At 38.1% G+C, this 26957-nt stretch carries 29 protein-coding genes; 21 read left to right on the forward strand and 8 right to left on the reverse strand.

What is annotated here, in order from left to right; all coding sequences use genetic code 11:
* Positions 1-21: 21 nt before the first annotated feature.
* Positions 22-216 carry a hypothetical protein gene (locus MKY65_RS11230; protein ID WP_339184843.1) on the reverse strand — a complete coding sequence of 65 codons (195 nt, stop codon included), beginning with the start codon at positions 214-216 and terminating at the stop codon, positions 22-24.
* A 392-nt stretch (positions 217-608) separates the two neighbouring features.
* Between MKY65_RS11230 and MKY65_RS11235 the strand changes: the two genes are divergently transcribed.
* From MKY65_RS11235 to MKY65_RS11295, 13 genes are all read left to right on the forward strand, one after another.
* Complete coding sequence (locus MKY65_RS11235; protein WP_339184845.1) at positions 609-1544, forward strand: ABC transporter ATP-binding protein; 936 nt, start codon at positions 609-611, stop codon at positions 1542-1544.
* On the forward strand, positions 1537-2403 hold the full coding sequence (locus tag MKY65_RS11240; protein WP_339184847.1) for an ABC transporter permease subunit: 867 nt from the start codon (positions 1537-1539) through the stop codon (positions 2401-2403). Before MKY65_RS11235 ends, MKY65_RS11240 begins: the two co-directional genes overlap by 8 nt.
* Positions 2404-2422: 19 nt before the next feature.
* Complete coding sequence (locus MKY65_RS11245; RefSeq protein WP_339184849.1) at positions 2423-3577, forward strand: serine hydrolase; 1155 nt, start codon at positions 2423-2425, stop codon at positions 3575-3577.
* A gap of 113 nt (positions 3578-3690) precedes the next feature.
* Positions 3691-4134, forward strand: coding sequence for a GNAT family N-acetyltransferase (locus tag MKY65_RS11250; protein WP_339184851.1), 444 nt, complete (start codon positions 3691-3693; stop codon positions 4132-4134).
* Between the two features lie 79 nt (positions 4135-4213).
* Positions 4214-4507, forward strand: coding sequence for an RNA polymerase alpha subunit C-terminal domain-containing protein (locus MKY65_RS11255; protein WP_339184853.1), 294 nt, complete (start codon positions 4214-4216; stop codon positions 4505-4507).
* Positions 4508-4718: 211 nt separating this feature from the next.
* Positions 4719-5072: a flagellar basal body rod protein gene (locus MKY65_RS11260; protein WP_339184855.1), complete on the forward strand. Its 354-nt coding sequence runs from the start codon at positions 4719-4721 to the stop codon at positions 5070-5072.
* A gap of 30 nt (positions 5073-5102) precedes the next feature.
* The gene (locus MKY65_RS11265; protein ID WP_339185219.1) at positions 5103-5738 is read left to right on the forward strand and encodes a PspA/IM30 family protein; all 636 of its coding nucleotides are present in this window, start codon (positions 5103-5105) and stop codon (positions 5736-5738) included.
* Between the two features lie 105 nt (positions 5739-5843).
* Positions 5844-6578 carry a cell wall-active antibiotics response protein LiaF gene (gene liaF, locus MKY65_RS11270; RefSeq protein ID WP_042533856.1) on the forward strand — a complete coding sequence of 245 codons (735 nt, stop codon included), beginning with the start codon at positions 5844-5846 and terminating at the stop codon, positions 6576-6578.
* Positions 6575-7627, forward strand: coding sequence for a sensor histidine kinase (locus MKY65_RS11275; protein WP_339184856.1), 1053 nt, complete (start codon positions 6575-6577; stop codon positions 7625-7627). The genes liaF and MKY65_RS11275 overlap by 4 nt, the downstream gene beginning before the upstream one ends.
* The gene (locus tag MKY65_RS11280) at positions 7620-8252 is read left to right on the forward strand and encodes a response regulator transcription factor (protein WP_339184857.1); all 633 of its coding nucleotides are present in this window, start codon (positions 7620-7622) and stop codon (positions 8250-8252) included. The genes MKY65_RS11275 and MKY65_RS11280 overlap by 8 nt, the downstream gene beginning before the upstream one ends.
* Positions 8253-8296: 44 nt before the next feature.
* The gene (locus tag MKY65_RS11285; RefSeq protein WP_339184858.1) at positions 8297-9067 is read left to right on the forward strand and encodes an NUDIX domain-containing protein; all 771 of its coding nucleotides are present in this window, start codon (positions 8297-8299) and stop codon (positions 9065-9067) included.
* Between the two features lie 197 nt (positions 9068-9264).
* Positions 9265-9963, forward strand: coding sequence for a DJ-1/PfpI family protein (locus MKY65_RS11290; protein ID WP_339184859.1), 699 nt, complete (start codon positions 9265-9267; stop codon positions 9961-9963).
* A gap of 73 nt (positions 9964-10036) precedes the next feature.
* A complete protein-coding gene (locus tag MKY65_RS11295) occupies positions 10037-11074 on the forward strand; it encodes a serine hydrolase domain-containing protein (RefSeq protein WP_339184861.1) in 1038 nt (345 codons plus the stop codon).
* A gap of 130 nt (positions 11075-11204) precedes the next feature.
* Here the strand turns inward: MKY65_RS11295 and MKY65_RS11300 are convergent, their stop codons facing one another.
* The 5 genes from MKY65_RS11300 to MKY65_RS11320 all read right to left on the reverse strand — a co-directional run bounded on the left by MKY65_RS11300 (position 11205) and on the right by MKY65_RS11320 (position 14065).
* On the reverse strand, positions 11205-11456 hold the full coding sequence (locus MKY65_RS11300) for a hypothetical protein (RefSeq protein WP_339184863.1): 252 nt from the start codon (positions 11454-11456) through the stop codon (positions 11205-11207).
* A gap of 95 nt (positions 11457-11551) precedes the next feature.
* Positions 11552-11830 carry a hypothetical protein gene (locus MKY65_RS11305; RefSeq protein ID WP_339184865.1) on the reverse strand — a complete coding sequence of 93 codons (279 nt, stop codon included), beginning with the start codon at positions 11828-11830 and terminating at the stop codon, positions 11552-11554.
* An 8-nt stretch (positions 11831-11838) separates the two neighbouring features.
* Positions 11839-12591 (reverse strand): ABC transporter permease, encoded by a 753-nt coding sequence (locus MKY65_RS11310; RefSeq protein ID WP_339184867.1) that lies wholly within the window; start codon positions 12589-12591, stop codon positions 11839-11841.
* Positions 12588-13313: an ABC transporter permease gene (locus MKY65_RS11315; protein ID WP_339184868.1), complete on the reverse strand. Its 726-nt coding sequence runs from the start codon at positions 13311-13313 to the stop codon at positions 12588-12590. The genes MKY65_RS11310 and MKY65_RS11315 overlap by 4 nt, the downstream gene beginning before the upstream one ends.
* Complete coding sequence (locus tag MKY65_RS11320; RefSeq protein ID WP_339184870.1) at positions 13310-14065, reverse strand: ABC transporter ATP-binding protein; 756 nt, start codon at positions 14063-14065, stop codon at positions 13310-13312. The genes MKY65_RS11315 and MKY65_RS11320 overlap by 4 nt, the downstream gene beginning before the upstream one ends.
* Positions 14066-14381: 316 nt before the next feature.
* On the opposite strand from MKY65_RS11320, the gene MKY65_RS11325 reads away from it, so the two are divergent.
* The 6 genes from MKY65_RS11325 to MKY65_RS11350 all read left to right on the forward strand — a co-directional run bounded on the left by MKY65_RS11325 (position 14382) and on the right by MKY65_RS11350 (position 21892).
* Positions 14382-15566 carry an IS110 family transposase gene (locus MKY65_RS11325; RefSeq protein WP_339185204.1) on the forward strand — a complete coding sequence of 395 codons (1185 nt, stop codon included), beginning with the start codon at positions 14382-14384 and terminating at the stop codon, positions 15564-15566.
* A gap of 263 nt (positions 15567-15829) precedes the next feature.
* Entirely contained in the window at positions 15830-16528 is a 699-nt protein-coding gene (locus MKY65_RS11330) for a response regulator transcription factor (protein WP_339184872.1), read from the forward strand.
* 1 nt (position 16529) lies between these two features.
* Entirely contained in the window at positions 16530-17936 is a 1407-nt protein-coding gene (locus tag MKY65_RS11335; RefSeq protein ID WP_339184874.1) for a HAMP domain-containing sensor histidine kinase, read from the forward strand.
* A gap of 259 nt (positions 17937-18195) precedes the next feature.
* Positions 18196-18933, forward strand: coding sequence for a 23S ribosomal RNA methyltransferase Erm (gene erm / locus MKY65_RS11340; RefSeq protein WP_339184876.1), 738 nt, complete (start codon positions 18196-18198; stop codon positions 18931-18933).
* Positions 18934-19603: 670 nt separating this feature from the next.
* Positions 19604-20035: an IS200/IS605 family transposase gene (gene tnpA, locus MKY65_RS11345; RefSeq protein WP_339184878.1), complete on the forward strand. Its 432-nt coding sequence runs from the start codon at positions 19604-19606 to the stop codon at positions 20033-20035.
* 372 nt (positions 20036-20407) lie between these two features.
* Positions 20408-21892 (forward strand): helicase-related protein, encoded by a 1485-nt coding sequence (locus MKY65_RS11350; protein ID WP_339184880.1) that lies wholly within the window; start codon positions 20408-20410, stop codon positions 21890-21892.
* 283 nt (positions 21893-22175) lie between these two features.
* Here MKY65_RS11350 and MKY65_RS11355 read toward each other — a convergent pair whose 3' ends face one another.
* Positions 22176-23942 (reverse strand): DUF2207 domain-containing protein, encoded by a 1767-nt coding sequence (locus MKY65_RS11355; RefSeq protein ID WP_339184882.1) that lies wholly within the window; start codon positions 23940-23942, stop codon positions 22176-22178.
* 505 nt (positions 23943-24447) lie between these two features.
* Here MKY65_RS11355 and MKY65_RS11360 point away from each other — a divergent pair.
* Positions 24448-24738: a CD3324 family protein gene (locus MKY65_RS11360; RefSeq protein ID WP_339184884.1), complete on the forward strand. Its 291-nt coding sequence runs from the start codon at positions 24448-24450 to the stop codon at positions 24736-24738.
* A gap of 162 nt (positions 24739-24900) precedes the next feature.
* Here the strand turns inward: MKY65_RS11360 and MKY65_RS11365 are convergent, their stop codons facing one another.
* Positions 24901-25428, reverse strand: coding sequence for an isopentenyl transferase family protein (locus MKY65_RS11365; RefSeq protein WP_339184886.1), 528 nt, complete (start codon positions 25426-25428; stop codon positions 24901-24903).
* 386 nt (positions 25429-25814) lie between these two features.
* Here MKY65_RS11365 and MKY65_RS11370 point away from each other — a divergent pair, with 386 nt between their 5' ends.
* Positions 25815-26933 carry an Rpn family recombination-promoting nuclease/putative transposase gene (locus MKY65_RS11370; RefSeq protein ID WP_339184887.1) on the forward strand — a complete coding sequence of 373 codons (1119 nt, stop codon included), beginning with the start codon at positions 25815-25817 and terminating at the stop codon, positions 26931-26933.
* The last annotated feature ends 24 nt before the right edge of the window (positions 26934-26957 follow it).

The following is a 26957-nucleotide window of genomic DNA, read 5'->3' on the forward strand; positions in this document are numbered from 1 at the left end:
AGGGTTATCTGTCCGCAAGCTCTAATTAGTAGAAATGGTTACAGCAAAAACAGAACTTCCTTTTATTCCTGTTATTATCGCAATGATTCGATTCACGACATCGGTGATGATCGTTTCTGTGACCGTCCCGGTTCCAACAACCATTTTCATGCTTGTTTCCGCATCTGTGATGCTGCTCGTTTCCTTGATGTTTCCGGCAGTGACAATAATTTTCATGCCTGCTTCCACATCTGTGATGATTTTGATGTCTGTTGTCACAATGATTGGATTTATGATCTTTTTGACGATAGTCGCCCCCTCGACGACTTGTGTTGCGACAAGGATCTTCGCATTTTTTTCTGGATGAGTGATGACCGCACATAGCTTATCCCTCCTTTCTCATTCAATATACGCAAGGAAGAAAAAAGAGATTAGACAAACTTAATAGGAGCTAACACATTTTCACGTGGAGAATGTAGATTCATAAAATAAAACTTCATTCCATAGGATTTTTTGGACGATTGTCCTTAATAAACGAAGTATTTAAAAATATTGGTGAATTTGAAACTTTTATTCCATTCTTTCGTATAACCTGATTAAGAAGAAAGATTGGAAGAGGAGGACTAGAATTGACAGAAATTGCAATGGAATTAAAAAATGTGAGTAAGCGCATCAAGAATAAAGAAATTATTAAAGATGTCAGCTTTCAAATAAAACAAGGGGAGGTGTTTGGCTTTGTCGGGCCTAATGGAGCCGGTAAAACGACAACAATCCGGATGATGGTCGGTTTGATGAAATTGACAGAAGGGGATATCCGCATTGTCGGTAAAAGCATCCAAACAGATTATAGTAAAGCCATCAGAGAGGTTGGCGCAATCGTGGAAAATCCGGAGATGTATCCCTTTTTAACAGGAAGAAAGAATTTAGAACAGTTCGCCCGGATGATTCCAGGTACGACAAAAGAGCGGATAGAAGAAGTTGTTCGATTAGTTGGACTTGAAAAAGTGGTCAATGACCGGGTTGGCGGGTATTCTCTCGGAATGCGGCAGCGGCTGGGGATTGCCCAGGCCTTGTTACATAAACCATCGATTCTCATTTTAGATGAGCCTACAAATGGACTGGATCCCTCTGGAATGAAGGAAATCCGCCAATATATTCGTACTTTGGCAGAGACAGAAAAAGTCAGTGTGATTGTATCCAGTCATTTATTGTCTGAGATTGAACTGATGTGTGATCGTATCGGTGTTATAAAAAATGGTGCTTTAATCGCTGTAGAGGATGTAGAGAAGAACCGAAAGGCAGAGGACAGTGATATTTCAGAGTACGCCATTTCTGTAAGTAATGCGCAGACTGCAAAAGCGCATTTAGATCGTTTGGAGGAGGATGCTTTATTTGTAGAGGCAGTGGATGAAACTACCTTAAAAACGGCGGTCAAACGGGAACAAATCCCAGTTATTCTTAAAGAATTATTAATCCATGATATCAATGTATATGAGGTTCAAGCTGCCAAAGGCACGTTAGAAGATAAATTTTTCGATTTGATTGGAGAGAATGTCATTGAGTAATTTAAGACAGCTTATAAAAAATGAATTTATCAAACTGCATCATTATAAATCTACCTGGGCAATGTATATTATCCTGGCGATTCTCCTTATTGGCAGTGCACTTATTACAAACTTTGTAGTGGATCAAAGCATGATGATAAATCAAACCTTCCAAGGGGAACTCATGCAGGCATATCAGTCGATGGGGTTAGAGGTTCCGGCTTATGATATGTGGGCTTTCGTGGCGGAAAATATCTCCTATATCAGTTTTATCACGATTTTTATTATTGTTGTTGCCGCTAAAATTATTTCAAATGAGTATAAATGGGGCACGATTAAATTATTACTTATCCGACCAGCGGGAAGAGGGACTGTGTTAGCGTCAAAATATATTACGGTGTTACTTTTTGCAGTTGTGTTAATCCTCTACACAATCGTTTTATCATTACTTATCGGACTTATTTTTTTCGGTGTGGATGCTTGGAATCCAACCATTGTAGATAATATGGGTTCAGGCTATACGGAGGTCTCTATCATTGCTTCCATTGGTAAGGATATCCTCTTTCAGCTTGTACCGTTAATTATAGTGGCAACCTTATCCTTTATGATTGCAATTTTATTCAAAGGAAGTGCCATGGCTATTGCGGCAAGTATTGTTATTTATATTGCTGCACCAATTATTACGATGATGGTAAGCCAATACGAAATTGCGAAATATCTGTTGACCGCACATCTAAACCTTCAAGAAATCTTTGAAGGATCACCGATAATTGAAGGAACATCACTTGGTTTTTCCATTGCTGTTCTTCTTGTTTATTATATCGTATTTATGGCAGCAGGATGGCTCACCTTTAAAAAACGGGATGTGGCTGGAAATTAATCGGAAAGGGCGGGATTTCATGAAGAAATTTTATCCTTTATTGTTTGTAGGTCTTCTGGTTTTCCTCGGAGCTTGTTCCAATGATAAGGAAGAAGAGCGGGAAGCCGGTTCAAATGATATGGAGCAAGAGGAAGCTTTGGAAGAAAACAAAGAAAATCTGGATCCCGCAACTGGACTTTTGATGGAATTTATCAATGAAAACAAAGATTCGGACCGGGTTGCTTTTCTAGCCACCTGGAATGATGAGGCCTTAGCAGAGATCAATACAGATTTAGCTATGCCGCTTGCCAGTGTTGTTAAAATAATCATTGCGATTGAATTTGCCAGCCAGGCGGAAGAAGGGGATATCGATCCTGCTGAAATGACAGCGATGGAGGAAGTAGACAAGTATTATTTTCCGAATACAGATGGCGGAGCACATGACGCCTGGAAAAGTACATTGGAAGACGAGGAAGGCGACGTTTCCCTGGAACAAATCGCACGAGGCATGATGGATTTCAGCTCCAATGCCAATACCGATTATTTAATTGAAAGATTAGGGTTAGAAGAAGTAAACAATCGGATAGAAGAACTCAATTTGAACAATCACGAGCCTATCTATCCGTTAACAGCAAGTATTATCATTCCCAAAAAAGTAATAGAGGATAAGGGGATTGAAGAAGGTCAATTAGAGGAAGCATTACGTGATTTGGATGATGATGCCTACCGGCAAATAGCGGTTGACCTTTTTGAAGAATGGCAGGAGAATCCATTAGACGAAGCGGAAAAAGAGGAAGCCGCTGCCCCGCTTAATGATATGTCGATACAAAAGGTTTGGTCCGATCGGCTGACGCATGCTACTGCGGAAGATTACCATCAAATCATGGCAATGTTAAATAATAAAGAACATTATTCGGAAGTATTTTATGAAGAATTGGATGCTATTTTCAACTTGGAGTTAGAGGATGATTCCATTGTACGTACAGCACAAAAAGGCGGAAGCACTGCTTTTGTTTTGAATCAGGCTGTTTATGCAGAAGATGAGGACGGGAATCGGTTTGAGATGATCTTATTTACAAATGATCTCAACCTTTCAGAGCTGGAGATTGCAGCAATGCAGGTGCAGGCATTGACCGATAAATTAGTAACGGAGGAATATTTTCGTGAGGAAGTCAGAGAAGCGTTAGCTGAATAACAATCATTATACCGTCCCCCTGATAATGGAATTATACATCCTGTCAGGGGGATTTTCATATATACTGGAACTATCTTATAATAAGAATAAATGATGAAAAGCGGTGTATATTGATGTATTTTTATATCAAAGAAGTAAATAAGGAAAATTGGCGAGAAATTGCTGCGTTAGAAACAGCTGAAAATCAAAAAGCATTCATCGAGCCTGTGCCCTTTTGTTTAGCAGAGAGTTTTATTGAACGATTGACCACATCGCTTGGGCTCTATGCTGGTGGGAAACCCGTCGGCTATGCTATGGTCGGGTTTTATTCTGACGAAAAAAGAAGTATCTGGTTTGACAGGTTTATGATTGATTACCGCTATCAAAGGCAGGGCTATGCCAATCAGTTCATCCCATTAATTGAAGCGTACATCCAGGAGCATTATGATGTGGCAATCATACGTTTAAGCTTTGTGCCGGGAAATAGCCAAGCGGAACAATTATATAAAAAGCATGGGTTCACCCGGACAGGAGAGTATGATCCGGAGGGAGAAATAATCATGGAGAAGCGTCTATAGATAACCGTAATTATATTATGTAAACTAATGAGTTAGAATGTTATTCTTTAAAACGTAAAATAAGAAATGAGGAAATCAGATGACCAGCCAAAAACAAAGAAAAGTATGTAAGAATGGACATGTTTTCTTTAAAAGTTCAGATTGTGAAAGCTGTCCGACTTGTGACAAAGAAAATAAACCAAAGAGCGGCTTTCTAGCTACACTTTCCGCTCCGGCAAGAAGAGCACTTATCCACGAAGGTATCTCAACAGAAGAACAGCTGGCAGCTCATACCAAGAAAGAAATACTAGCCCTGCATGGCATTGGTCCAGCATCGATGCCGGCTCTGACAAAGGCGCTGGAGAACAAAGGACTTACATTTAAAACAGAATAGGCAGAATAGAAATGGAATGGTATCTCAGTCAGAGGTATATCATTCCATTTTTGCATTTTAGCAGTTGTTGTTTGTTGACTTGTAATAGCTGCTTAGGAGGTTTAGAAGGAGATAGACCTTAAGGCTTAGAAAAAGATATTGCTCAGGCTCATTACGAGAAAACAAAATCCCCGGTAAGATAAAGATACAATAACAAAAGGAGGAAAACGGAATGAAAAAATTCATGTTGTTTATCGGAGGGCTTGTTGCATTACTGATACTGCTCGCAAATCTTGGCCCGATGGTTTTACTTGCTTTAAGTGTATGGCTGCTCTATATATGCTTTAAAAAGTTTATCAGTACAGATTCCACCGCTGCCAAAGTAGGATGGATAATCCTGGGATTGATTGTTGTAAGCATCACGTTCTCTAACATTTATGCTGTTTTAGGCGTTGCTGCAGCTTATGCACTTTACCTTATCTATAAGAATTGGAACACAACGGAAAGCTCTGTTGTCCACGAAATGAAGGAAGAGGATGACCCATTTACAAATTTTGAAAAACAGTGGGCAGAGTTAAACAAATAAAATGAATAACATTCAAAGGAGAGATTGATGATGTCAACAAATATTTTCACACGAATGAAGGAGTCTATTTCTGCAGATTTACACACGATGATGGACAAAAAGGAACAAAAAAATCCGATTGCAGCACTAAACCATTATTTACGCCAAAGTGAACAGGAAAAAGAAAAAGTAAGAAAGCTGATTGACCGTCAGTATAAATTGAAAGAAGAGTTTGCACGTGAGTATATAAAAGCACAAGAACTTGCAGATAAGCGCTTAAAACAAGCACAAATTGCCGAACGTGCGCAGGAAGAGGAAATGCATGCGTTTGCTTTAAAAGAGCATGAAGAATATCAAAATCGTGCTGATCGCATGAAAGCATCCAGAGAAGAGGCAATCACGCAGCTGGAAAATTTGGAGCAGAAATACGAAGAAATGAAGCATCGCCTGAAGGATATGCATCTGCGCCGTATGGAGCTGATGGGCCGCGAAAATATAGCCAAAGCAAATCACCAAATCAATCGTGTCGTGGATGAGTCACCAGAAAAGCCTTTCTCCAAGTTTGAAGAAATGGAGCAATATATCGAAAACCTGGAGTACAGAGTAAACAGTGCCTACTATCAAAGCACATTCGATAATAAAATTGCTGCGATTGAAAAGAGACTGGACGAAAAGGAAATAAACTAGAATTGATAGCTGGAAAATGAAAAATCATGGTATACTTATACAGGTGCAGGCTGTTCTTGCGCCTGTATATTTTACATATGAAATCAAGGAAAGGAGAATGGAAGGATGTTCAAGCAGATTCCCACAAGAAACCTAAATTGGATATGGATTACCGTCGCCATTCTTCTTGTTTTTGAAATTGTCTTCTTCCATGGAGGAGCCCTGATATCGGCATTAATTTCCGGTTTCTTTGTTTACTTCAGCTGGAAAAGATTGCATTCCCTTGGGTGGAAGATTGTATTTGCAATTGCTGCAATATCCTTCGTTCTAAATGTTTTTAATTTACTTGCGGTACGGTTTTTAATTGTCGTTGCTATTGCCATTATTATTTTAAATTATATCAAATCAACGAAAGAACCCAGCAAGGAGAAGCCGGAGCTGCCAAATAAATCAAGTTTGACAGAGGAAGAGCCTCTTGTGCAGGTGGATCGTTTATTTGATGAACGATTTTTTGATGATTTTCGGACGGAGGAAACGGCTTATCAATGGAAGGACGTCAATATGCATGGCATCTATGGGGACCGTGTAATTGACTTAAGTAATACGGTCCTTCCTTATGATACAGCGGTTATCTCCATCCGGCATCTCGCAGGCAATATTGAGATTTATGTGCCTTATGAAGTAGAAGTGAGTATTCATCATAGTTCCATCTTCGGCAGAGCATCTATTTTTGGAGTGTATCACGGGCGGCTGATGAACAAATCACTTCACTATGAAACCAAAAATTATAATACGGCACATCAAAGAGTGAAGATTGTAACCTCTTTATTTTCCGGGGACATTGAGGTGAAGCGCGTATGAATACGATTATCCGTTTTGTTCTCTTGTCTATCGCCTGCAGTTTTGTTTTGGCTATTGCCGCGATTGTTACAACCTTTGTTACATTTACCGTAGATGAATCAGCGGGGTGGAGCGCGCTATGGGAAGGGAAAATTGGTGATGTTTCCTTTCTTTTGACTGTGCTGGCTTTTGTGATTACATTTGGTTCTATTGTTGGGGCCATTATTGGTTATTATTGGAAAGGTAATTTAAAAAAAATTGAAAAAATGCTTACGGGCATTATCAAGGGAGAAAGGTATCCGGATACAGAAGAAGTGCCTAAAGAGCTGGAACCTGTTACGGAACGGATGAACCAAGTCCAAGAAAAACTGCGGATACAAACCGAACATGTACAAAAGATTGCGACGGAAAGAGCAACTGAACGGGAACAAAGTCTGCAGGAAGTAGTGGAACAGGAAAGAAATCGATTAGCCCGGGAATTGCATGATTCCGTGAGCCAGCAGCTTTTTGCAGCTTCGATGCTTATGTCGGCTATCAACGAGGCAGGACCGCCTGAGGATCCGGCATTAAATAAACAGTTAAATATGGTGGAAAATATGATTCACCAATCGCAGCTGGAAATGCGTGCGCTTCTTTTACATCTGCGTCCAGTTGCATTAAAAGGCAAGTCATTGCAGGAAGGGGTAGAAGGGCTCTTAAAGGAATTAACCCAAAAAGTACCTCTAGAAATCGATGCAAAAATAGAAGCATTCCAGGTTGATAAAGGGGTAGAAGATCAGCTGTTCCGAATCTTTCAGGAATCTATCTCCAATACATTGCGTCATGCGAAAGCGGAAAACCTGCAAGTTTTATTACTGGAACGTGATGAAAACATTATTATGCGTGTCGTGGATGACGGGGTTGGATTTCAGACAGAAAGTGTCAAAACAAGCTCTTACGGGATGCAGAACATGCATGAACGTGCTTATGAAGTTGGCGGCACGCTGAAAATTATCAGTCTTCCCAATGAAGGTACGCGTTTGGAAGTAAAGGTGCCTATTTTAAGAAAGGAGGATACAACGAATGATTAATGTTTTATTTGTCGATGATCATGAAATGGTACGAATCGGCGTATCTGCATATCTTTCTTCACAGCCGGATATTGAGGTAGTTGCAGAAGCAGATGACGGCTCCCGCGCAATTGAACTGGCATTAGAGCTCCGCCCGGATATTATCTTAATGGATCTTGTGATGAAGGAAATGGACGGAATCGAAGCAACGAAGAAAATAATTGAATCCTGGCCTGAGGCGAAGATTATAATCGTTACCAGCTTTTTAGATGACGAGAAAGTGTATCCTGCATTGGAAGCGGGAGCTACAAGCTATATGTTGAAAACATCGAAAGCCAGTGAAATTGCCAAAGCGATTCGTGCCACCTACGAAGGGCAGTCTATTCTGGAGCCAGAAGTCACCGGGAAAATTATGAACCGTATGCGCACAAAGCAGGAGACAGTTTTACATGAGCAATTAACAGAACGGGAAAAGGAAATTCTATTGCTAATGACAAAAGGAAAAACAAACCAGGAAATTGCCGATGAATTATTTATTGCTTTAAAAACGGTAAAGGTTCATGTCAGCAATATTTTAGGGAAATTAGAGGTTCAAGATCGGACTCAGGCTGTGATTTATGCTTTTCAGAATAAGCTGGTGGAATAATTTGTGTATAAAGACAGGGGCATAATGCAGGAGAAGGGGATATTATGACAAAACAAGAAATGGCTGACACCTTTAAAAAGGAGCATGAGGATGCTTTATTTCTAGATAGCGATGAAAGTTCTCTAAGAGAAAAAAGTATGGAAGAAATATTAACTATGCGATCACAATATCCTGTTAAATCGAAGGAATGGGAACGTTTAAATAAGATAAAATCAGACGTTTTACAAAAAAATAAACCGAGTACAAAAGAAAAAATAGTATATTTCAAAGAAACGGATTTAGAAAGAATTCCATTAGGGTTCAGCAAAGCAAAGCAATTGCCTTCCATGGATTATAGAATTGCAGAACGCAGTTTACTAGAGTACCATCCAAGTCAACGCCATCCAATTCCCTATGTTATTGTCCGGTATAACGAGGAATATTTCTTTATTTTGCGGGGAGCAAATGTCGGAGAAAGCAGATTAGCTGGAAGAAAAGGGCTATTAGGAGGGCACGTTGGAGAAACAGATGCAGTGTCTGGAAATATTCAGCTTTCTATTGAGAATGGGCTTTGGCGCGAATTGGAAGAAGAAGCGGGAATAAAAGCAGAAATGGTTAAAAAGCTGGAAATGAAAGGTATTATCAAATCGAATGATGGTGTGGATAGTGACCATCTGGGGATTGTTTATGAAATCGTGTTAAATCATAAAGATATTCAGTCAGAGGAAGAAGAGCTTACAGGGGTTTGGATGGAAAAAGACGAACTGAAACAGCATTTTGACACATTGGAGTCGTGGTCTAAAATAGTTGTTTCTCATCTTATTCTTTCCAGTTAGAACTGTTTGTTGTTTTAGCAGTTACTTAACCATAAACGAAAGGATATATGCTTTTTATAAAAGGTATATCCTTTTTTAGCTGCGATATAGGTTTGTTGTCTGAATATCAGATGTATAGCTGATGTATTAATCAGAAACCCAAAGAATTATGTTTCAGAATAGAGGCTTAATAATTTTGATTAAAAACAGAGGGAAATATGAAAGTAATCATTTATGTGTATGATGGCATAACCATGCTGGATGCCATAGGTCCTTATGAGGTTTTAAGGAATATGGACGATACAGAAGTATATTTTGTCGCAGAAAAAAAGGGAGAAATAAAAGCGGATTCAGGTTTTGTTGATATTAATGTAAAATATAGTATCGATGAAATGAGAAGTGCGGATATTTTAGTAATACCAGGTTCAACAATTGGATTTATGAAAGAGATGAAAAATAATCGAGTGTTGAAATGGATAAAGGAAGTAGACAAAACCACAAGCTGGACGACGTCTGTTTGTACAGGATCTATGCTGTTGGCTGCAGCTGGGTTGCTCGCTGGGTTAAAAGCAACCTCTCATTGGAAACCAATCAATCTACTGAGTGAGTATGGAGCAGTTCCTGTTAGAGAACGAATCGTGGAGCAAGAAAAATATATAACTGCTGCCGGTGTATCAGCTGGTATAGATATGGCTTTATATTTGGCGAGTAAGATTGTAGGAGAAGAGGAAACGAAAGCAATTCAACTAGCAATTGAATATGATCCGCAACCGATTTTTGATGCTGGTAATTATTCTAATGTGGAAGAAAAGATTAAAAACATAGCTGGGGCGAAATTAACGAAAGACGCAAAAAAAGGGATTGGATTACTAGGCATGATAAAGCATTCAAAAAGTATCCTTAAAATGATGAAATAAATGCGAAATACCAATCAAGTAATGTAAGCTCTAGTATAAAGATATTAAAATTACCAGATTAGGAGGGGATAATTTGGAGCTGAAAAACATGGACTTGGAAGAACGGATGAAATTTTATCGTGTTCCTGGCTTAAATATAACAGTGCTTGAAAACGGGCAAATCAACAGAACGGAAAATAAAGGAGAGCTGGAAGCTGAAGGCAACAGAAAAGTGAACGATGATTCGGTATTTAATGCTTGTTCTATCAGCAAATTCTTAACAGGATTCCTTGCTGTAAAACTGGTGGAGGAGGGAATGCTTCATTTGGATGAGGATGTAAATAAGAGTCTTGCCTCCTGGAAAGTACCGGAAAATGGTTTTACTAAAAATAAGAAAGTTACACTGAGAAATTTATTAAGTCATCAATCCGGAATAACAGATCCTGAAGGCAGTTTTTCTGAATTGAACCCGCAATTAGGAATTCCTTCTATGACGGCAATACTAGAAGGAGAAACGCCTTATTGTAAAGCTCCTATTAGAGTAACTTGTGAACCTGAGAGTGAATTCCATTATTCGGATGCAGGTTTTTGTATTATTCAGCAATTGATAGAAGATGTTACTGCAAAAGCCTTTCATCAGGTTATGAATGAGCAGATATTTGAACCGCTTGGAATGAAAAACAGCTATTTAGATGCAGCAAAGACGGAACTGAATAGAGAAAACTTTTCTTGTGGCCATAACAAAAAAGGTGAATTAGTAAATGGAAAATATCCGATATATCCTTATCCGGCAGCTGCTGGATTATGGACGACCTCTGTTGATTTAGCTAAATTAATTCTCGAATTAATACACGCTTTACAGGGAGAAAGCAAAATAGGTATTTCAGAAGGTTCTGCAAAGGAAATGATAAAGCCGCAAAAGGGAAAAAACTGGGCCGGATTAGGCGTATTTCTCGAAGGATCTGGAGAAAAATTAGAAATCGCATCGCTTGGCTGGGGTGTAGGATTTCAATGTATGATAGCAGCATTTCCCTATAAGGGAAAAGGCGCAGTGATTATGACAAATGCAGAATTAGGTGTGCATCAAATGGAAGGAATCATCGGAGAAATATATAAATCGCTTTTTTCTTAAAAGGTATTATACTATGAGAGAGGAATAGCCAGATTATTCTATTAAATTTGACTCATATACTTAAACTGCCCGGTTATAAAAAATAGCAACCAAATCATTATGTTGCTATTTTTTATAATCTTTTGAACAGCTATTGATTATCTGCTTTTGTAATAAATGCTTCAGTTAAAATCGCTATTGCAGAAAATAAACCCATTCCAGCAGCAATATAGTTGAAAGCTTGATTGCCTGCGTTATCATTAAACAGCATAGGGATTGTTGCAGCAATAGCAACTGCTGCCATTGCAATCTGAGCGGGGAATTTTGATTTTGACTCGCTATCCGAAAACTTTTTATTTACGACAAGAATAAGTAAAATGAAAATGAGCAAAACAATAATCAATCTTATGACCTCCATGCATTGCGGGTGTTTCCTTTAGGTTCTCCATATTAAGCCTCTTCCCATCGTATACTGGTTTTAAACGTCATAGCTATTTACTAGCTAGAAGAAGGAAATACAATAAGAAAGATGGCTGCTGCCCCGACAACAGCATATAAACAGTGGATCAGCAGACAAATTTTCATCAACGCTCCTCTATCTATTTTCAGGTAGGTGATTATCGTAAAAATGCCGCTGAAAACCATAAATCCGGCATAGGATAAAATCATTATCTCAGCTGTCGGTGATTCAAGCGCCCAATCGTTTTTCCGCAGAATTAAAATCGTCCAGGGAATCAACAGCATCATTGTGCACATGCTTATAAAAACATTTTTCATCTCTAAGCTTACCTCCTTTCTGCTTTTCCGAAGAAGATACAGGAAACAGCTAAGCAAATAATTGTAATACCAGCTGCAACAGGTATCCATGGAAAAAGGCTAACCTGGGAATTTGATAGGTATTTCATCGTTATAACGTAAAACGGATAGCACATCGGATAAATGAACCAAGCTTTTGTATTAATCATTAATACAGAAGGGACGACAGAAGCCAGTCCAAGTCCTGCTGAAAAAATAGGCGACTGGATGCAGACAGACAACATCCAGAATACAGCAAGCATAGGAATAGCCGACAGGAAAAAGAAAGCCGCTACCTTCATGACGAACAAGGGAGATAGTATAAAGTTATAATCATGCACAACCGTTCCAAAGACAGCTGCAAGGTAATAGACTCCAACAGCTATCAGGATAAACAGTGCTGCCAGAAAAACTAGTATAGTAAACTTAGCTAAGCTGAGCATGGCTGGATGAACAGGCAACGATAGCATTTTGGATATTCCGTTGTTTCCTTGCTCCAGCTGCCGAAGCATTAAGGTTGCAACCACCATGCCGGCAGGAAATAAAAACCAGGCAAACAACAGAAAAGCTTGAATAAAGAAATTATTCTCCGGAGATGGGGCATCGCTTTGCAGTTCTAAATTCATTTCCATGTTAAACGTGGATGGAACCCATAAGATGATAGCCGCCAGAAATAATATCAATAAAATTTTGGAACGATGGATTTTCTTCCTTTCCACCAGTATTGCATCGAAAAAATTCATACAAAAACCCTCCTTATGTTTACAGCTGCCCTTTGAATAAGCAGAAGCAATATGGTTTCGATGAACGCAATCCAAATAAATGTATCCGCTCCAGCAACTGCTGGCTGATGAAGTATTTGAAAAGGTAATTTAAACGGAAAGGATGCCACAATAATACTTTGATCCGACAGTGGTGTAATTGCCAAAAAGATGCCGATCACATTTATTCCAAGTGCAATCCATATATTACGAAAGAAGGAGGTAATCATTAAAGCTAAAGCAATCGCCGGTAAACTCAATATGAAAAAATAGCTGATATTTTCCAGCCATTCCACGGTAAATACGGAATCATTCGGAAACCAATATATAGAACTAAATGCGAATGCTATAGCCTCTATCACAATAACTCCTAAACAGGCCATGCTTATGATGAGAAATTTGGCAAGAAATAAATTCCCTTCTTTTATAGGCAGTGATTGCATTTTTTGTATTGCTTGATGGACATATTCTGTATTATAGAGAATGCTTGCACCTATAACGATCAGAGAAACATTGAGCAGACCAATCATTTGCCAGTTTCCCTCTAATAGAATTTGAAGCGGGGAACCGTCCAGCCCTGTATATAACTCCGATCGAAAAGCCATATTTAAAACCGGTACACAGGCTGCTAAAACAGCTCCGAATAAAAATGTCAGTATAAATCCAGTGCGTTTCCTCTTTTTCCATTCCATGATAAGCATCATTGTATATTCCCTCGCTCTTTATTATCCGCGTCTATCATTGCTAGAAAAGTATCTTCCAAATGGTCAACTGGATATCCCAGCTTGATTGCTTTCTCTTTTAATTCTTCCAGCGGTCCCTCAAACAGTAATTTCCCTTGGTTGAGAATACCAATATCATCGGCCATTAATTCAATTTCCGAAAGTAAATGGGAAGAAACCAGCACCGTACAATCAAATTTTTCCGGCAACGATCGGATCAGACTGCGAATCTCATGAATACCTACAGGATCCAGACCGTTTGTCGGTTCATCGAGAATCAGAATGGGAGGTTTGCCGATTAATGCACTGGCCAGACCCAATCGTTGCTTCATACCGAGCGAATATTTCTTTGCTAATTTTTTCTTCGCCTTTGTAAGCCCCACAATTTCCAGCGCTTCCGAAACAGCAGAGCGGGGAAGTCCCAAGATTCTTTGGATAATTTCTAAGTTTTCTTCTCCGGTAAGGTTACCGTAAAAGGCAGGGCCTTCAATAAAGGAACCAATATTTTTTAAGATAGCGATTCGGTTTTCAGGATAGGTCTTCCCGTCGATCGTAAAATTTCCGCTCGTCGGTTTCGTTAAGCCGAGCAGCATTTTCATCGCTGTTGATTTGCCGGCGCCATTGGGACCAAGAAAACCATAGACGCTTCCTTTTTTAATATGCAGGTCCACTTCTGAAACCGCATGAAAATCCCCGTAGCGTTTCGTTAAATTTTTTGTCTCAATAATATTCATTTGCATCTTCTCCTTGTATATTATATTTAGAGTTTTTATCTTCCGATTTTTAATAGGAAACTCTATGAACCAAAGTAATTTAGTTAGATATTAACTCAGTTTTTCTGAGATAATATATTTATTGGATTGAGAGGTTAAGCCGTTTTCTCCTTGGGTCTATGAACTCGTTATCGAAAGACTGGCGCCTCTCTCTGATAAGCAGTTTACGAATGAGTTAGATGTTGAAGGCTTTCGCCTTACTCCGTATCTAGGACAAGGTAGTAACGCTTTTCAGATGAGTGGCATTCAATCCAAAATATTTTTTAAGGGTGATTTCATGTTCTACCTTGGTATCGATATTGGTAAACGTACTCATGTAGCTTCTGTTATGAATGAAGAAGGCAAGGTTGTACTTAAAGGATTCTCTTTTCCTAACACAACAGAAGGTGGAGAAAAATTACTTACAAAACTCCAATCCTTTTCCCCTTCCATAGACGACTTTACTGTAGGTATGGAAGCTACTGGGCACTATTGGTTAGCCATCTACTCATTTTTACATGACCGTCATCTTTTAATCCATGTCCTGAATCCCATTCAAACAGATGGTTGGCGGAAAGGAACAGAAATTCGAAAACGAAAGAATGATATTATCGATTCTGTATTAATCGCAGACTTAATTCGCTATGGAGCTTTCATAGAAACATCCCTTTCCGATGAGAACATATTCTCTCTCAAACAATTGTCTCGTTATCGTACTTATTTGGTTGGCACATCCAGTGACTTTAAACGAAAAATTATTGCCGTATTGGATCAAGTATTTCCTGAATACGATTCTGTATTTAGCAAAATAGGTATCTTTGGAAAAGCGTCCAAAGAAATTTTACTTGAATATAGCTCCCCTGAAAAACTTCATAAAGTCCCGGCGGATACATTAGCTGAATTACTTAGTGAAGCCAGTCGAAGCCGATTAGGTATGGAAAAAGCAGAATCATTAAAACAGGCAGCGTCACACTCTTTTGGAATCAAATTTGCCCAAGATGCCTTTACTTTCCAACTTCGCTCTATGATTGAACAGCTGAAGTTTCTCGAAACACAAATTAAGGAAACAGAAATGGAAATCAAGAAAATTATGCATACGCTACATTCCGTCATTGAAACCGTTCCAGGAATCGGCCCCATTAACGGTGCTTCTATTCTTGGAGAAATTGGCGATATTCATAAGTTTTCCAATCCTGCAAAGTTAGTAGCTTATGCTGGTTTAGATGCTTCTGTCACACAACCTGGTGAATATGAAGCTACACATAACGTCATGAGCAAGCGAGGGTCACCTTATTTGCGAAAATCTTTATTTTCAGCTGCTTTGGTGGCATCACAACACGATCCTGTTCTTAAAGACTTCTATCAAAAAAAGCGTTCAGAAGGAAAGCATCACCTCACGGCTGTTGGAGCTGTCGCTAGAAAACTGTGCTATATCATTCATGCGATACTCAAGAAGAATGAACCCTATGAAATTAGACAATAACCTTGCGAAAAAAGAACTTTTCTCAGGTTTATTTCGTGTGCTTTCATTTCTGTAAAATCATTATTCAACTCTAAAACCATCTCTTTTATTTCTCACTTGACTTTATATAGTTAGTCTTTCTATTGATAATCTCAGCATAACGTTTGCAGCTGACATCTCCCTTCTCGTTACCTTACAATTCCCTTATATTTTCAAAAAAGGATCCGGAACGTTGCAGTAATGTACTATAATACATCATACAGGTATAAAAAGGGTGAATAAATATGGATTATATCAAACAAAAACGAATTTTACTGGTGGATGATGAAGCGGCATTATTGGAAATGGTGACTTCTATTTTAAAGAACAATGGTTTTCAACAAATACGTACGGCGAAGACAATGAAAGAAGCAATTACAGTAGCGAATGCGTATAAACCGGAATTCGCAATCCTCGATGTCATGTTGCCGGATGGAGATGGGTTTACTTTATTAAAACAATTAAGAGAGATCGCTGATTATCCTGTGCTTTTCCTGACAGCCCGAGGAGAGGATGAGGATAAATTTGCCGGATTTGATTCAGGAGCAGATGATTATCTGGTAAAACCTTTTTTACCCAAGGAGTTGATTTTTCGGGTCACAGCCATTCTCCGGCGAAGCTACAAAGGGGAGAATCCCAGAGTTCTTTTGCAGCATTGTGAAATTGAGTTTGAACGAGCAGTTGTTGTGAAAGAAGGAGAGGAACGCCCGCTAACTGCTAAAGAATTTGAACTGCTGTCAGCATTGTATCGTCAGGCAGGACGTATTGTAACAATCGACGCATTATGTGAAGCGGCCTGGGGAGAAAATCCTTTCGGCTACGAAAACTCTTTGATGGCACATATTCGGCGGATTCGTGAAAAAATAGAAGCAAACCCGTCTAAGCCGGTATCGCTTTTAACGGTGAAAGGATTGGGATATAAATTGATCGTGGAGGAACGCTGACATGAAAGGCGAACTAAAAAGTATTTCTAAATTATCGATGCGGTTTCTCGGGTTGCTCATGATAAGTACCGCCGTTTTAGTGTTATTAAATTTAATCGTTATCTCTTTTTTTGCAATCAATGAGAATAGGGGAACCTCTCCTTGGCAGGTGGCGGAGGATTCTGCGGAAGCTATGCATCAGGAAAACGAAAATTATACACTATCGGAGGAAATGAAAGCAAAGCTGAAAGAAGAGCAAGCCTGGGCCGTTTTTATTGATGATACTTCCGGGGAAGTGATATGGAATTCGGACGATGTGCCGGAAAATATTCCAAAAGAATATAGGTTATCAGACATTGCTTCCTTAACCAGAGGATATTTGGATGACTATCCAACTTTTACGGGGGAGGGTGAAGATGGATTGATGGTGGTCGGATTTCCGAAAGACAGCTATTGGAAATACATGCAGCCGGCCTGGGATTATCAATTTATCAAAAATGTGCCGATAACTTTATTTATCCTTGGGATATGCAATATTGCACTTATTTTTATTATTTATATGGCGACAAATTATAAATTCTTAAAATCTGTCGGCCCGATTGTAGAAGGAATTCAATATCTGCCGAAAAAAGAGACGGTCAATGTCAAGGAGAAAGGAGCTTTATCGGAGCTTGCCGCAAATATTAACCAGACCTCTGCAATTTTACAATCACAGCAGCGGATGCTGAAAAGAAAAGAAGAAGCACGATCGAATTGGATTGCTGGTGTTTCGCATGACATACGAACTCCTTTATCTATGGTAATGGGTTATGTGGGGCAATTGGAAGAGGAGAATAATCTGGATCAAGAATCCAGACAGAAAATAACGGTCATAAGAAAACAAAGTGAAAAAATGAAGCGGCTTATCGATGATTTGAATTTAGCATCGAAGCTGGAATATAATATGCAGCCGTTTCATTTAAAAGACGAGAACGTAATAGCTGTTGTACGAGAAGTAGCAGTGGAATTTATGAATATCGATTTGGACGGCAAATATCCGGTAGAATGGAATGTTGATGAGCAGATCACTGCCTGTATCATTCCTATAGACAGACCCTTATTGAAAAGAGCGATAAGCAATCTGATTCAAAACAGTATGAACCATAATGAGGATGGCTGTATCATTTATCTGTCTATTGCTATAAGAGAAAGTAAATGTATTATTTCGGTTGAGGATAATGGTAAGGGTACAACAGAGGAACAAATTCAACATTTAAACAATACACCGCACTATATGCTTGAGAGCAATCGTTCTGGTGAGCTTAGGCATGGGTTAGGGCTCTTAATTGTGAAACAGATTATTTCTTCCCATGGGGGAGAGACAGTGATTAAACAGAGCAGGTATGGCGGTTTGGCGGTACGGATAATATTGCCGGCAGCTGAATGTTAGAGATAGACTATTTTTCGTTGCCAGCTTTTGTTATAATCAATCTGTAAAATTATATTTGGAGGTAATTGCCATGGGAATTACATCTATTGCAGTTGTAGATAAGCGTCTGCTCTTCTAAAAAATTGATAGAGGAGGGCAGGCATGGGGATTTGCAGCATTGCTGTTGTTAAAAACGTTCATTATAAACCAAGAAAAATACAAAATGGTTATAATGAACAGTAAATAAAGTTCGTTATAACCAATGGGATAGAGGGTTATAATGAACAGAATAAATCCAAAAGACAGTCAAAATTTTATTACGTCGAAAAAGCATATTCATGAGATATTATCTCGAACAAATATTAATAAACAAGATATCGTTATTGAAATTGGTTCAGGGGGAGGTCATTTCACAAGAGAGCTTGTGAAGATATGTGATTTTATTACTGCTGTTGAAATAGATCCTAAATTTGTATCTATGACGCAAAAGTCTATCAATCGTTCTGAAAACGTCCAGGTTGTCCATGCAGATATATTAAACTATAGGTTTCCAAAAGGAAATCAGCCGTATAAAATTTACGGGAATATTCCTTACAATATAAGTACAAAGATAATAAAAAAGATTGTATTTGAAAGTGCTGCCGAGTTCTGCTTTCTGATTGTGGAAGAAGGGTTTGCGAAGCGGCTGACAGATTATCGAAGGGCTTTAGGATTATTCCTATTTCCTGAGGTTGATATAAAGGTTTTAAGAAGAATTCCTAGAGATTATTTTCATCCCAAACCCAAAGTTGATTCTGTTTTTATTCAACTTACAAGAAAAGAATCTGAAATTCATTCTAGAGACAAAGATTTGTATCAACATTTTGTTTATAAATTGGTAAATAAGGAATATCAAAAGCTATTTACAAAAAATCAGTTGAAGCAGGCATTGAAGCATGCCGGGGTAACAAATATAGATCGTTTAACTGGTGAACAGGTGTTATCAATGTTTTATAGTTATAAATTATTTCTGAATTGAATAATATAAAACCCATCCAACTTGCTTCTTTTAGAAGCAAAAAATAATAGTTTAAAAGAGAAATCACCACTTACTATTGGCCGAAGTCGATATAAGTGGTGATTTTTATCTATAATTAATCATGATAAATTACTTGATTCACGAACGTAGGTTCTGTATAATATGATTAAAGCATCTCTCAGAGTATGTTTTTAATATGATTAAAACAATACATTTTTATATCTCCTTAGCCCCGCCTCTTTAACTTCTACAACGGCCACAAATTCATTTCTACAGAACAGACTGAAAAGACTCTATTCAATATTACTATCACCAAAAAATGTGAATAACAAACGATATTGGGTTTAATAGAAGCTACCCAAATAAAAATCAGAAAAGAGTGACAAAATGACGAAGCATAAAACGAAGAAAAGCCGGTTAACAGCCATTTATAAATGCAAAGGTCACATAAATAAAGCACTTCAGGATAAGGAGAACAAAAAGAACGAAATTCGAAAAATCAGAAATCTTGTTAGCCAATATCGAAATTTAGTACGGAAAGCTCATACTTTTAATGACGAGGAAAAACAATTTTTTAATTTCCAAATGCGTGGTCTAACTCCACCGTCTTTAGACGGTATCCGCTTTTAGCCTTATCTTTTTTGTCCATACTAATGGATGAGGTGATAGTATGGACGGATATCGAAAAAGCGGTCATGCAGTATATGATATAAAGTACCATGTTATATGGGTAACAAAGTATAGATATAAGGTATTGCAAGGTCATATAGCAGTTAGAGCAAGAGAATTGATTAGGCAAGGATGTGAAGCAAGAGGAATAACCATCCTGCAAGGTAGTGTTGGCAAAGACCATATCCATTTATTATTATCTTGTCCACCAAGTGTTGCGCCAAGTAAAATCATGCAATATCTGAAAGGAAGATCATCAAGGTTATTACAGGACGAATTTCCAGAACTAAAGAAAAGATATTGGGGACAGCATTTGTGGGCAAGAGGGTACTTTTGCGCCACAGTTGGAACAGTAACGGAAGAGATAATAAGAAATTATATAGCCAATCAATTCAATGAAAACAAAGACGGTATATTCAAGATTGAAGAATGAGTTCAGTCTTATTTTGAATATGCTTCAGCTTAATGACTTTGAGCAGGACTTTAGCCTGAAGAGCGACTTTAGTCGCCGACATTCATGTCCAAATCCACCTGCTTTAGCAGGTGGTCGTTTAAGTCAGATTTAGAGTGTTATGAAAATAAGCTATTATCTTATGAAAAAGAAGAATATCAACGGTTACAACAGCATTATCGTTTTAACGAAAGCTTTGAAGAATGGATTACAGATAAGGCTAATCGGCTATTTATATTAAAAAGAGGCGTTGAGGAATATATTCATGAAAAGCTTATCCCCGCTGCTTATCAAAAAGCATTTGAAAACGGAATACCCGATCATCCAAAAGAAGAATATCCTGAAGCAAGATTAATGAAGCGTCATTTCATTATTCATGCCGGTCCTACGAATTCTGGAAAAACTTATCAATCTATTCAATCATTATTAACAGCAAAAAAAGGAATTTATCTAGCACCGCTCCGTTTATTAGCTTTAGAAGTATTTGAAAAAATGAATGACAAAGGAGTAGGCTGTAATTTAATCACCGGAGAAGAAGAAATGATTGTTCCATATGCCACACATCTCTCATCTACTGTGGAGAAAGCAAATTTTCAAGACGAATATTCCACCGCTGTTATTGATGAAGCACAGTTGATTTCTGACAGAGAGAGAGGAAGTGCCTGGCTCCGTGCTATTTTAGGGATAAAAGCAAAAGAAATCCATATTTGTTGTTCTCTAAATGCAGTAAAGCTGATTAAAAGGATAGTAGAGGACTGTAATGATAAGCTGGAAATTCATTATCACGAACGGAATACACCTTTAATCGTTCAAAAAGAAAAAGTTGCATTTCCAGCAGATATTAAAAAAGGAGATGCCATTATTGCCTTTTCACGTAAGAAAGTTTTGCGTATGGCTGCACACCTGAGGAAAAACGGCTTCAAGCCTGCGATTATTTATGGTGCGTTACCTCCAATAACCAGACGAAAACAAGTAGAGCTTTTTAATAATGGGAATGCGGATGTCGTTGTTGCAACAGACGCTATTGGAATGGGCATCAACCTTCCTATACAACGAATTATTTTTTCAGAACTTGAAAAATTCGATGGTACAGGCATTAGAAAGTTAACTTCTCAAGAAATAAAGCAGATTGCTGGCAGGTCCGGCAGAAGAGGTATATATAATGTTGGTTGGGTTGCGAGCATGACAAAAAAAGCAAGCTTTATTGAAAGTAAACTTAATCAAAAAGATTCTATAATAAAAAAAGCAGTAATTGAGCCATTAGAAGAAACGATTTTACAAATTCAGTATGGCAATTTAATTGATAAATTAAGGCATTGGAATAACTTTACTTATACATTGAATTACCTCAAAAAAGCAGATATAAGTAAGCAAATAGAGTTATTAATGATTTTGCCAAAGATAATATTAGAAAGTAATAAGGATAAATTATTATATCATGCAATTCATATTTCTTTTCAAAAAAGAAATCCAATTTTAACACAGCAGTGGAAAAATTATGTTTTCCAAGTCTGTGAAAATAATCAACGACTAGAAAAACCGTTTGAAGAAATATTCGAAAAGACTAGTTTAGATGTATTGGAAACGAAATATAAACAATTAGATTTATATTATTCTTTTTCTAAAATGTTTCAGAAACAATTGAATCAAGAATGGATTACAATACACCGCCAAAAGGTGTCTAATCTTATTATGCAGTATTTAGTAGGGGAGGATTTAAATATATTTATCTCGTGCAGAGGTTGCGGTGAAAACAGATTATATTTTGAAGCAGGAGATTATTGTGAGAAGTGTAGTATGGAACATTTTCTTAAAAGGGAAGAATATTGGTTGATTTAACCAGTTGCTAATGCATGTTAAGCATAATACGGATAGAAATGAACTCGATTAATGTCTTTAATATCGTGATAAATACTGAATCCTTAAGCAGTAGAGCAAAATTTATCCTGACAGTAAGAATGGTTAACTTCGTAGATTCGGAAATTTCTCAAAAAGAAAAAGTATATAGAAGCATATTATAATAAGTAAAAGTAAGAAAAGCTCAAAACAGTAATTTGAGCTTTTCTCACAATGTAGATACATTATATTTTATTTTTAAAGCTGACAGCTAGAGAGACTTTGCTTAGCGGGCACCGCCGCCTCCACCTCCGCCAGCTCCAGCGCCGCCCCCGACGCCGGTGGCGCCACCGCTGCCGCCTGCCGCAGTAGCAGCTGAAGTGCTGGAATGAAATCCGCCGCTGGCTAGCCCGGTGGTCCAGCTGGCACGGGTGTAGTAAGTTCCATACCAGAATTGCAGGTATACCCGATCTTCTTCGTACCTGTCTTCAGGGACTAAATCCTCTAGTTTTTTAGATACTTTATCGCTTTTACCTAGTAACGCACTCCATAGCATCATATCTTTCAAGGAAAGCGGCTTCGAAGCATTCGAAAATTGATTGATATCTGATTCCTTCAAATAATTATCAAACTGAATTAAACGATCCGCTAGTTGTTCTCCCTCTTTACTTGGTACCGTAATAGATTGTAAAAATCCAAACACCTTTATTTCTTCAAAAGAGAACAATCCTTGCTGCTCCAGATAGGCTTCGGAATAGTCTTTGAGATAATCGGCAATAGTGCTGACTTCCTTCGCATGCTCTTTACCCCATTTCTGGATGGCATTATCTGTGACGACGCCATTCCTGTCTGCAGCATCCAAGAGCATGGTCCACAACGCCATTTCATACGTTCCCTCATAGGATTCATCTTCTATTTGGTTCGTAAGCTCACTAAAGGTTAACGGATGTTTATTACGTTCATTTTCCATATCGTTGATGGTAAGGGTCGTTCGATATTTTTTTCCAAACACCTTGCTTTCTTCTTCTGCTTCCATCGATATGTTCTCATTCACAGACCATTTCAGCAGATAAGCTTGGAAGATATCTTCAAAATATCCAAGGTTCATCTGCGTTAAAAGGGCGCTTAAACCTGCATAGTCTTCTCCATCGAAAGGCACGGCTGCATACGTTTTGCCTTTATTTTCCGCTATCCGTTTATGGATAGGCTTCATCGCGCCAGCTTCTCTTTTTACTTGATTTGTTTTACGGACAAAGAAGAAGGTTCCGATACCAATTAATAAAGAAAAACCAGCGATTGCGCTAACGATGATAACAGCTAGCGTAGAATTGTCACTTGAATTATAAGTGGACCCATCCATTGCTTCTTCTTGCTGCTCGGATAACGTCATGTCTACTGTTCGTTCAGCTTGGAAGAAATCAGCCGGAAATTGTGTTAAAACAATTACATCTCCATCGGCTTCACCATTTGACTCCCATACAATACGATCGCCTTCCAGCTGTATATCTCCATCAAGACCAAATCCCCAGAAATTAACGTTTTCCTGTGTAAATGGTTGGTATCCAGAGATTTCAACTGTCAAATTTTGCGCAGGAATATCGGAGAAGGTATCGAAGTTCCAAAGCATGGCCTGACCATCCTCTAAATTGCGTACAAGATTAGATAATGTATAGGTTACTGTATACGTATTTTCCCCGTATTCACCAATTCCCCAAACTAATTCGATTCCATCACTAGTAGAGATTGTTCCATATTTTCCTGCCTTTTCTTCCCGTGAATCATCAGAGTCCCAATCGGGCTCTTTTGTAAACCCTTCAACTGAAAAATCCAGTATCTCTGACTCGTCAAGGTTGACCATATTGATGAAAAGCTCGGTACCTTCATCCATATTCATTTGACGATGTTCTGTTACAACGCCTGAACCATCCTCCTGCAATTCTACTTCAATATGTAAATCGCTCATTTCATTTTCAGCAAATGCTGTGAGTGTAAGTACCATGTTTATTGAGATTGCCATCGTCAAGGCAGCAACTATCTTCATCCATTTATTCATTTGTGTCCATCGCTCCCTCTATTCATTATAATGCAGTCTTTGTGAATGATTTTATTATGTTTACCCAATTTAAAGCACTGCTAATCAGAAATTTATCTTTACTTATAGTGTAGCAGATAATTACTTTAAATGGGATATACGTGGGGTGGCGGAGTGTTTAAATCAGAGAATGACGAATCGGAGAAAGAGGTAAAAAATAATTATAATCGTTTTCCCCCTTGTTCAGAAGGGGCAATATATGAGTTAATAAGGGTGTCGGACCGATAGAATATCGGAAAGGAGGCTGATTGAAATTGATCACAAAATATGAGGTGATTTCCGCATAGCGGAATCATAAAAGACGGGGCCGCATTTATGTTGCGGTCTCCTTTTCTTTCCTAAACTAATGTATACTAAAAGTGAAAAGGCTTACGTAAAATAAAATCAAATGAAAGGAGTTTTTAATGATGAATAAAAAATTAATGCATGTCCGGACCATACATCTTGATAGAAAGGATGTTTCAGCTTGTCATATAAAAATGGAAAAGAGGTGCTTCCACCTCATTTGTTGAAGGAGCTTCAGAAATATATTCAAGGAGAGCTTGTTTATATTCCAAAGCAAACCAACCGGCGGGCGGGATGGGGAGAAGCGAATGGATCACGCCTTGCCCTGGCTGAAAGAAATGAAGAGATTTACCGATTATATGAAAAAGGCTATTCATTTGAGGAATTGGAGCAAATCTATAATCTGTCGATGGATAGTATTCGTAAAATCATCTATAAAACACGTGAGCTCCATAGTGACGTAAAACAATAATCAGGCGTGTTTATATCTGTAGGGAACTTGAAACCAAATCCCTTTAATTAAAAGAGTGGCATTCGCTAACGTCTTAGCGAGACCACTCTTTTTTAGTGTATAAAAATCCCCGCCGAATGAAGGTTCGTTTCAAAAATATTCATATCGATACGTATATTCCTGCTAAGGAAGGCTTTTAATTTTTTTTATGAATTCTTTGAGCTCTTGCCCAGAATGAATATGAATGAAATGAAGCTGCTCCTGGTATTTAATCTTTAATGACTTTATCTGAGAATCATTTTCTTTCTTATAATTCCAAACAAAACGCAGGAAAGAAAAATCCAGCCTATCTGGATTCCCGTGCGGATTTTGCTTTCCTTTGTTCTTTACATAGCGCTTGATTATACGATAGAAACAGATGCTGCGGGGGAAATCTAACCAAATAACCATATCTGCACATTCCATTCGCAAGGCTAACGTCCTGGCATAATTCCCGTCCATAATCCATTCCTTTTTTTGAATTTCTTCTTTTAGTTTAGCATCAAAAGTTGCTTGAGAGGCGGTGGTATTATCGTCGATCCATTGAATGCTGTCTAAATGTACCAAGGGGATATTTCTTATTTGAGCAATTTGAGCGGATAATGTTGATTTACCTGCGCCAGGACAGCCAATGACCATGATTCGATTGGCAATGGACTTATTTTCTTCCATTTTCTTTCCCTCCAGTCTTTTCAATAAGCAATATCATCACAAGAACATCACGGGTTTAAAAATGTATACTAATATTTGATGCTGTTGAGCTGCCTACAATAGAAAAGGGGGTAAGCACAACCTTCTCTTTATTAAAATATATCATTGCTTATTCCATCGTAGCACGTTTGATCTAAAAGACAGCCCCCATTTTCAGTTGTCCAAAAAAACATTAAAAATCCAAAATGAATGTCATTTGATGATTGAAAAACGAAAAACATTGCATACAAATCCCCATTTCGCAGGCAGTTTTTGCAGGAGAAATTCTATTTTACCGTTTTGCCTTCCACATACAAAACCGCTATGATGAAAACAAATTTATTATTACTTGGAGATGTGATAAAATAATGCTAAACACAGTCAAAGAAAATACAAACAGTTATCGCGTAAATCATCCCGATTATGATGGACTTTGGAAGAATTTGATAGAAGAACTTTTTCAAGAATTTATGGCCTTTTTTGCACCGGATTTGTATCCGGAAATTGATTTTGAGCAGGGAGTGGACTTCAAAAACCTGGAGCTTTTTCAGCTTGTGATGAAATCCAAAAAAGGGACCAAGTATTCAGATAAAATAATCAAAGTACATCTAAAGAACGGAGAGGAAAAATACGTCTTTATCCATATCGAAGTACAGGCGGTCGGAAAAAAAGAATTTGCAGAACGCATGTTTAAATATTTTTACCGGATTTACGACAAAACGAAAACAATTCACCAGATTTATTCCATCGCTCTATTGACGGATGCCAGTCAGAAAGATCATCAAGATACATTCTATTACTCTTTTTACGGTACCGAATTAACCTATGCCTATAACACCTACCGATTTCACGGGAAAGATACGGAAGAACTGAAAAAATCGGATAATCCATTTGCTTTAGCCGTGCTTGCAGGAATATATATCAGCAATAACAAAAGAAGAGAAGCTGAAGATCATGAAAAAAGGTTTTGCTACAAGCAACAGCTTATCAGCCTGGCATTTGAAAAATATTCGCACCACACAAATTACCTCGTCGCATTACTGTATTTCATTGATTATATGATGCTGATTCCATCAGAACTGCAGGAACAACTGTATGAAACGTTGCCCATTGCACAAAATGAAAAGGAGGAGAAAAAAATCATGGGTTTGGAAAAGTTAAGAGACACGCCGACATTTGGAAGACTGTACAGAGAAATCGAGGAAAAAGCAACCAGAAAAGGGTTGGAACGAGGTATAGAACAAGGTATAGAACAGGGGATGGAGCAAGGTATAGAGCAAGGTATAGAGCAAGGTATAGAGCAAGGAATTGAACAGGGCATAGAACAGGGAATTGAACAAGGCATCGAAAAAGGCATTGAAGATACGGAAAGAAAGTTTGTTAAAAAACTTCTAGATAGGAATTATTCAGAGAAAGAAATATCTGAATTAACTGGTTTGGAATTTAAAGAAGTAAGGAAGCTTCAGGAATCGCTTGAAAATGAATAAAAACAAATGTGAAAAAGAATCTGT

Source organism: Oceanobacillus sp. FSL W7-1293, assembly GCF_037969815.1.
GTDB classification, from domain to species: Bacteria; Bacillota; Bacilli; order Bacillales; family Amphibacillaceae; genus Oceanobacillus; species Oceanobacillus oncorhynchi.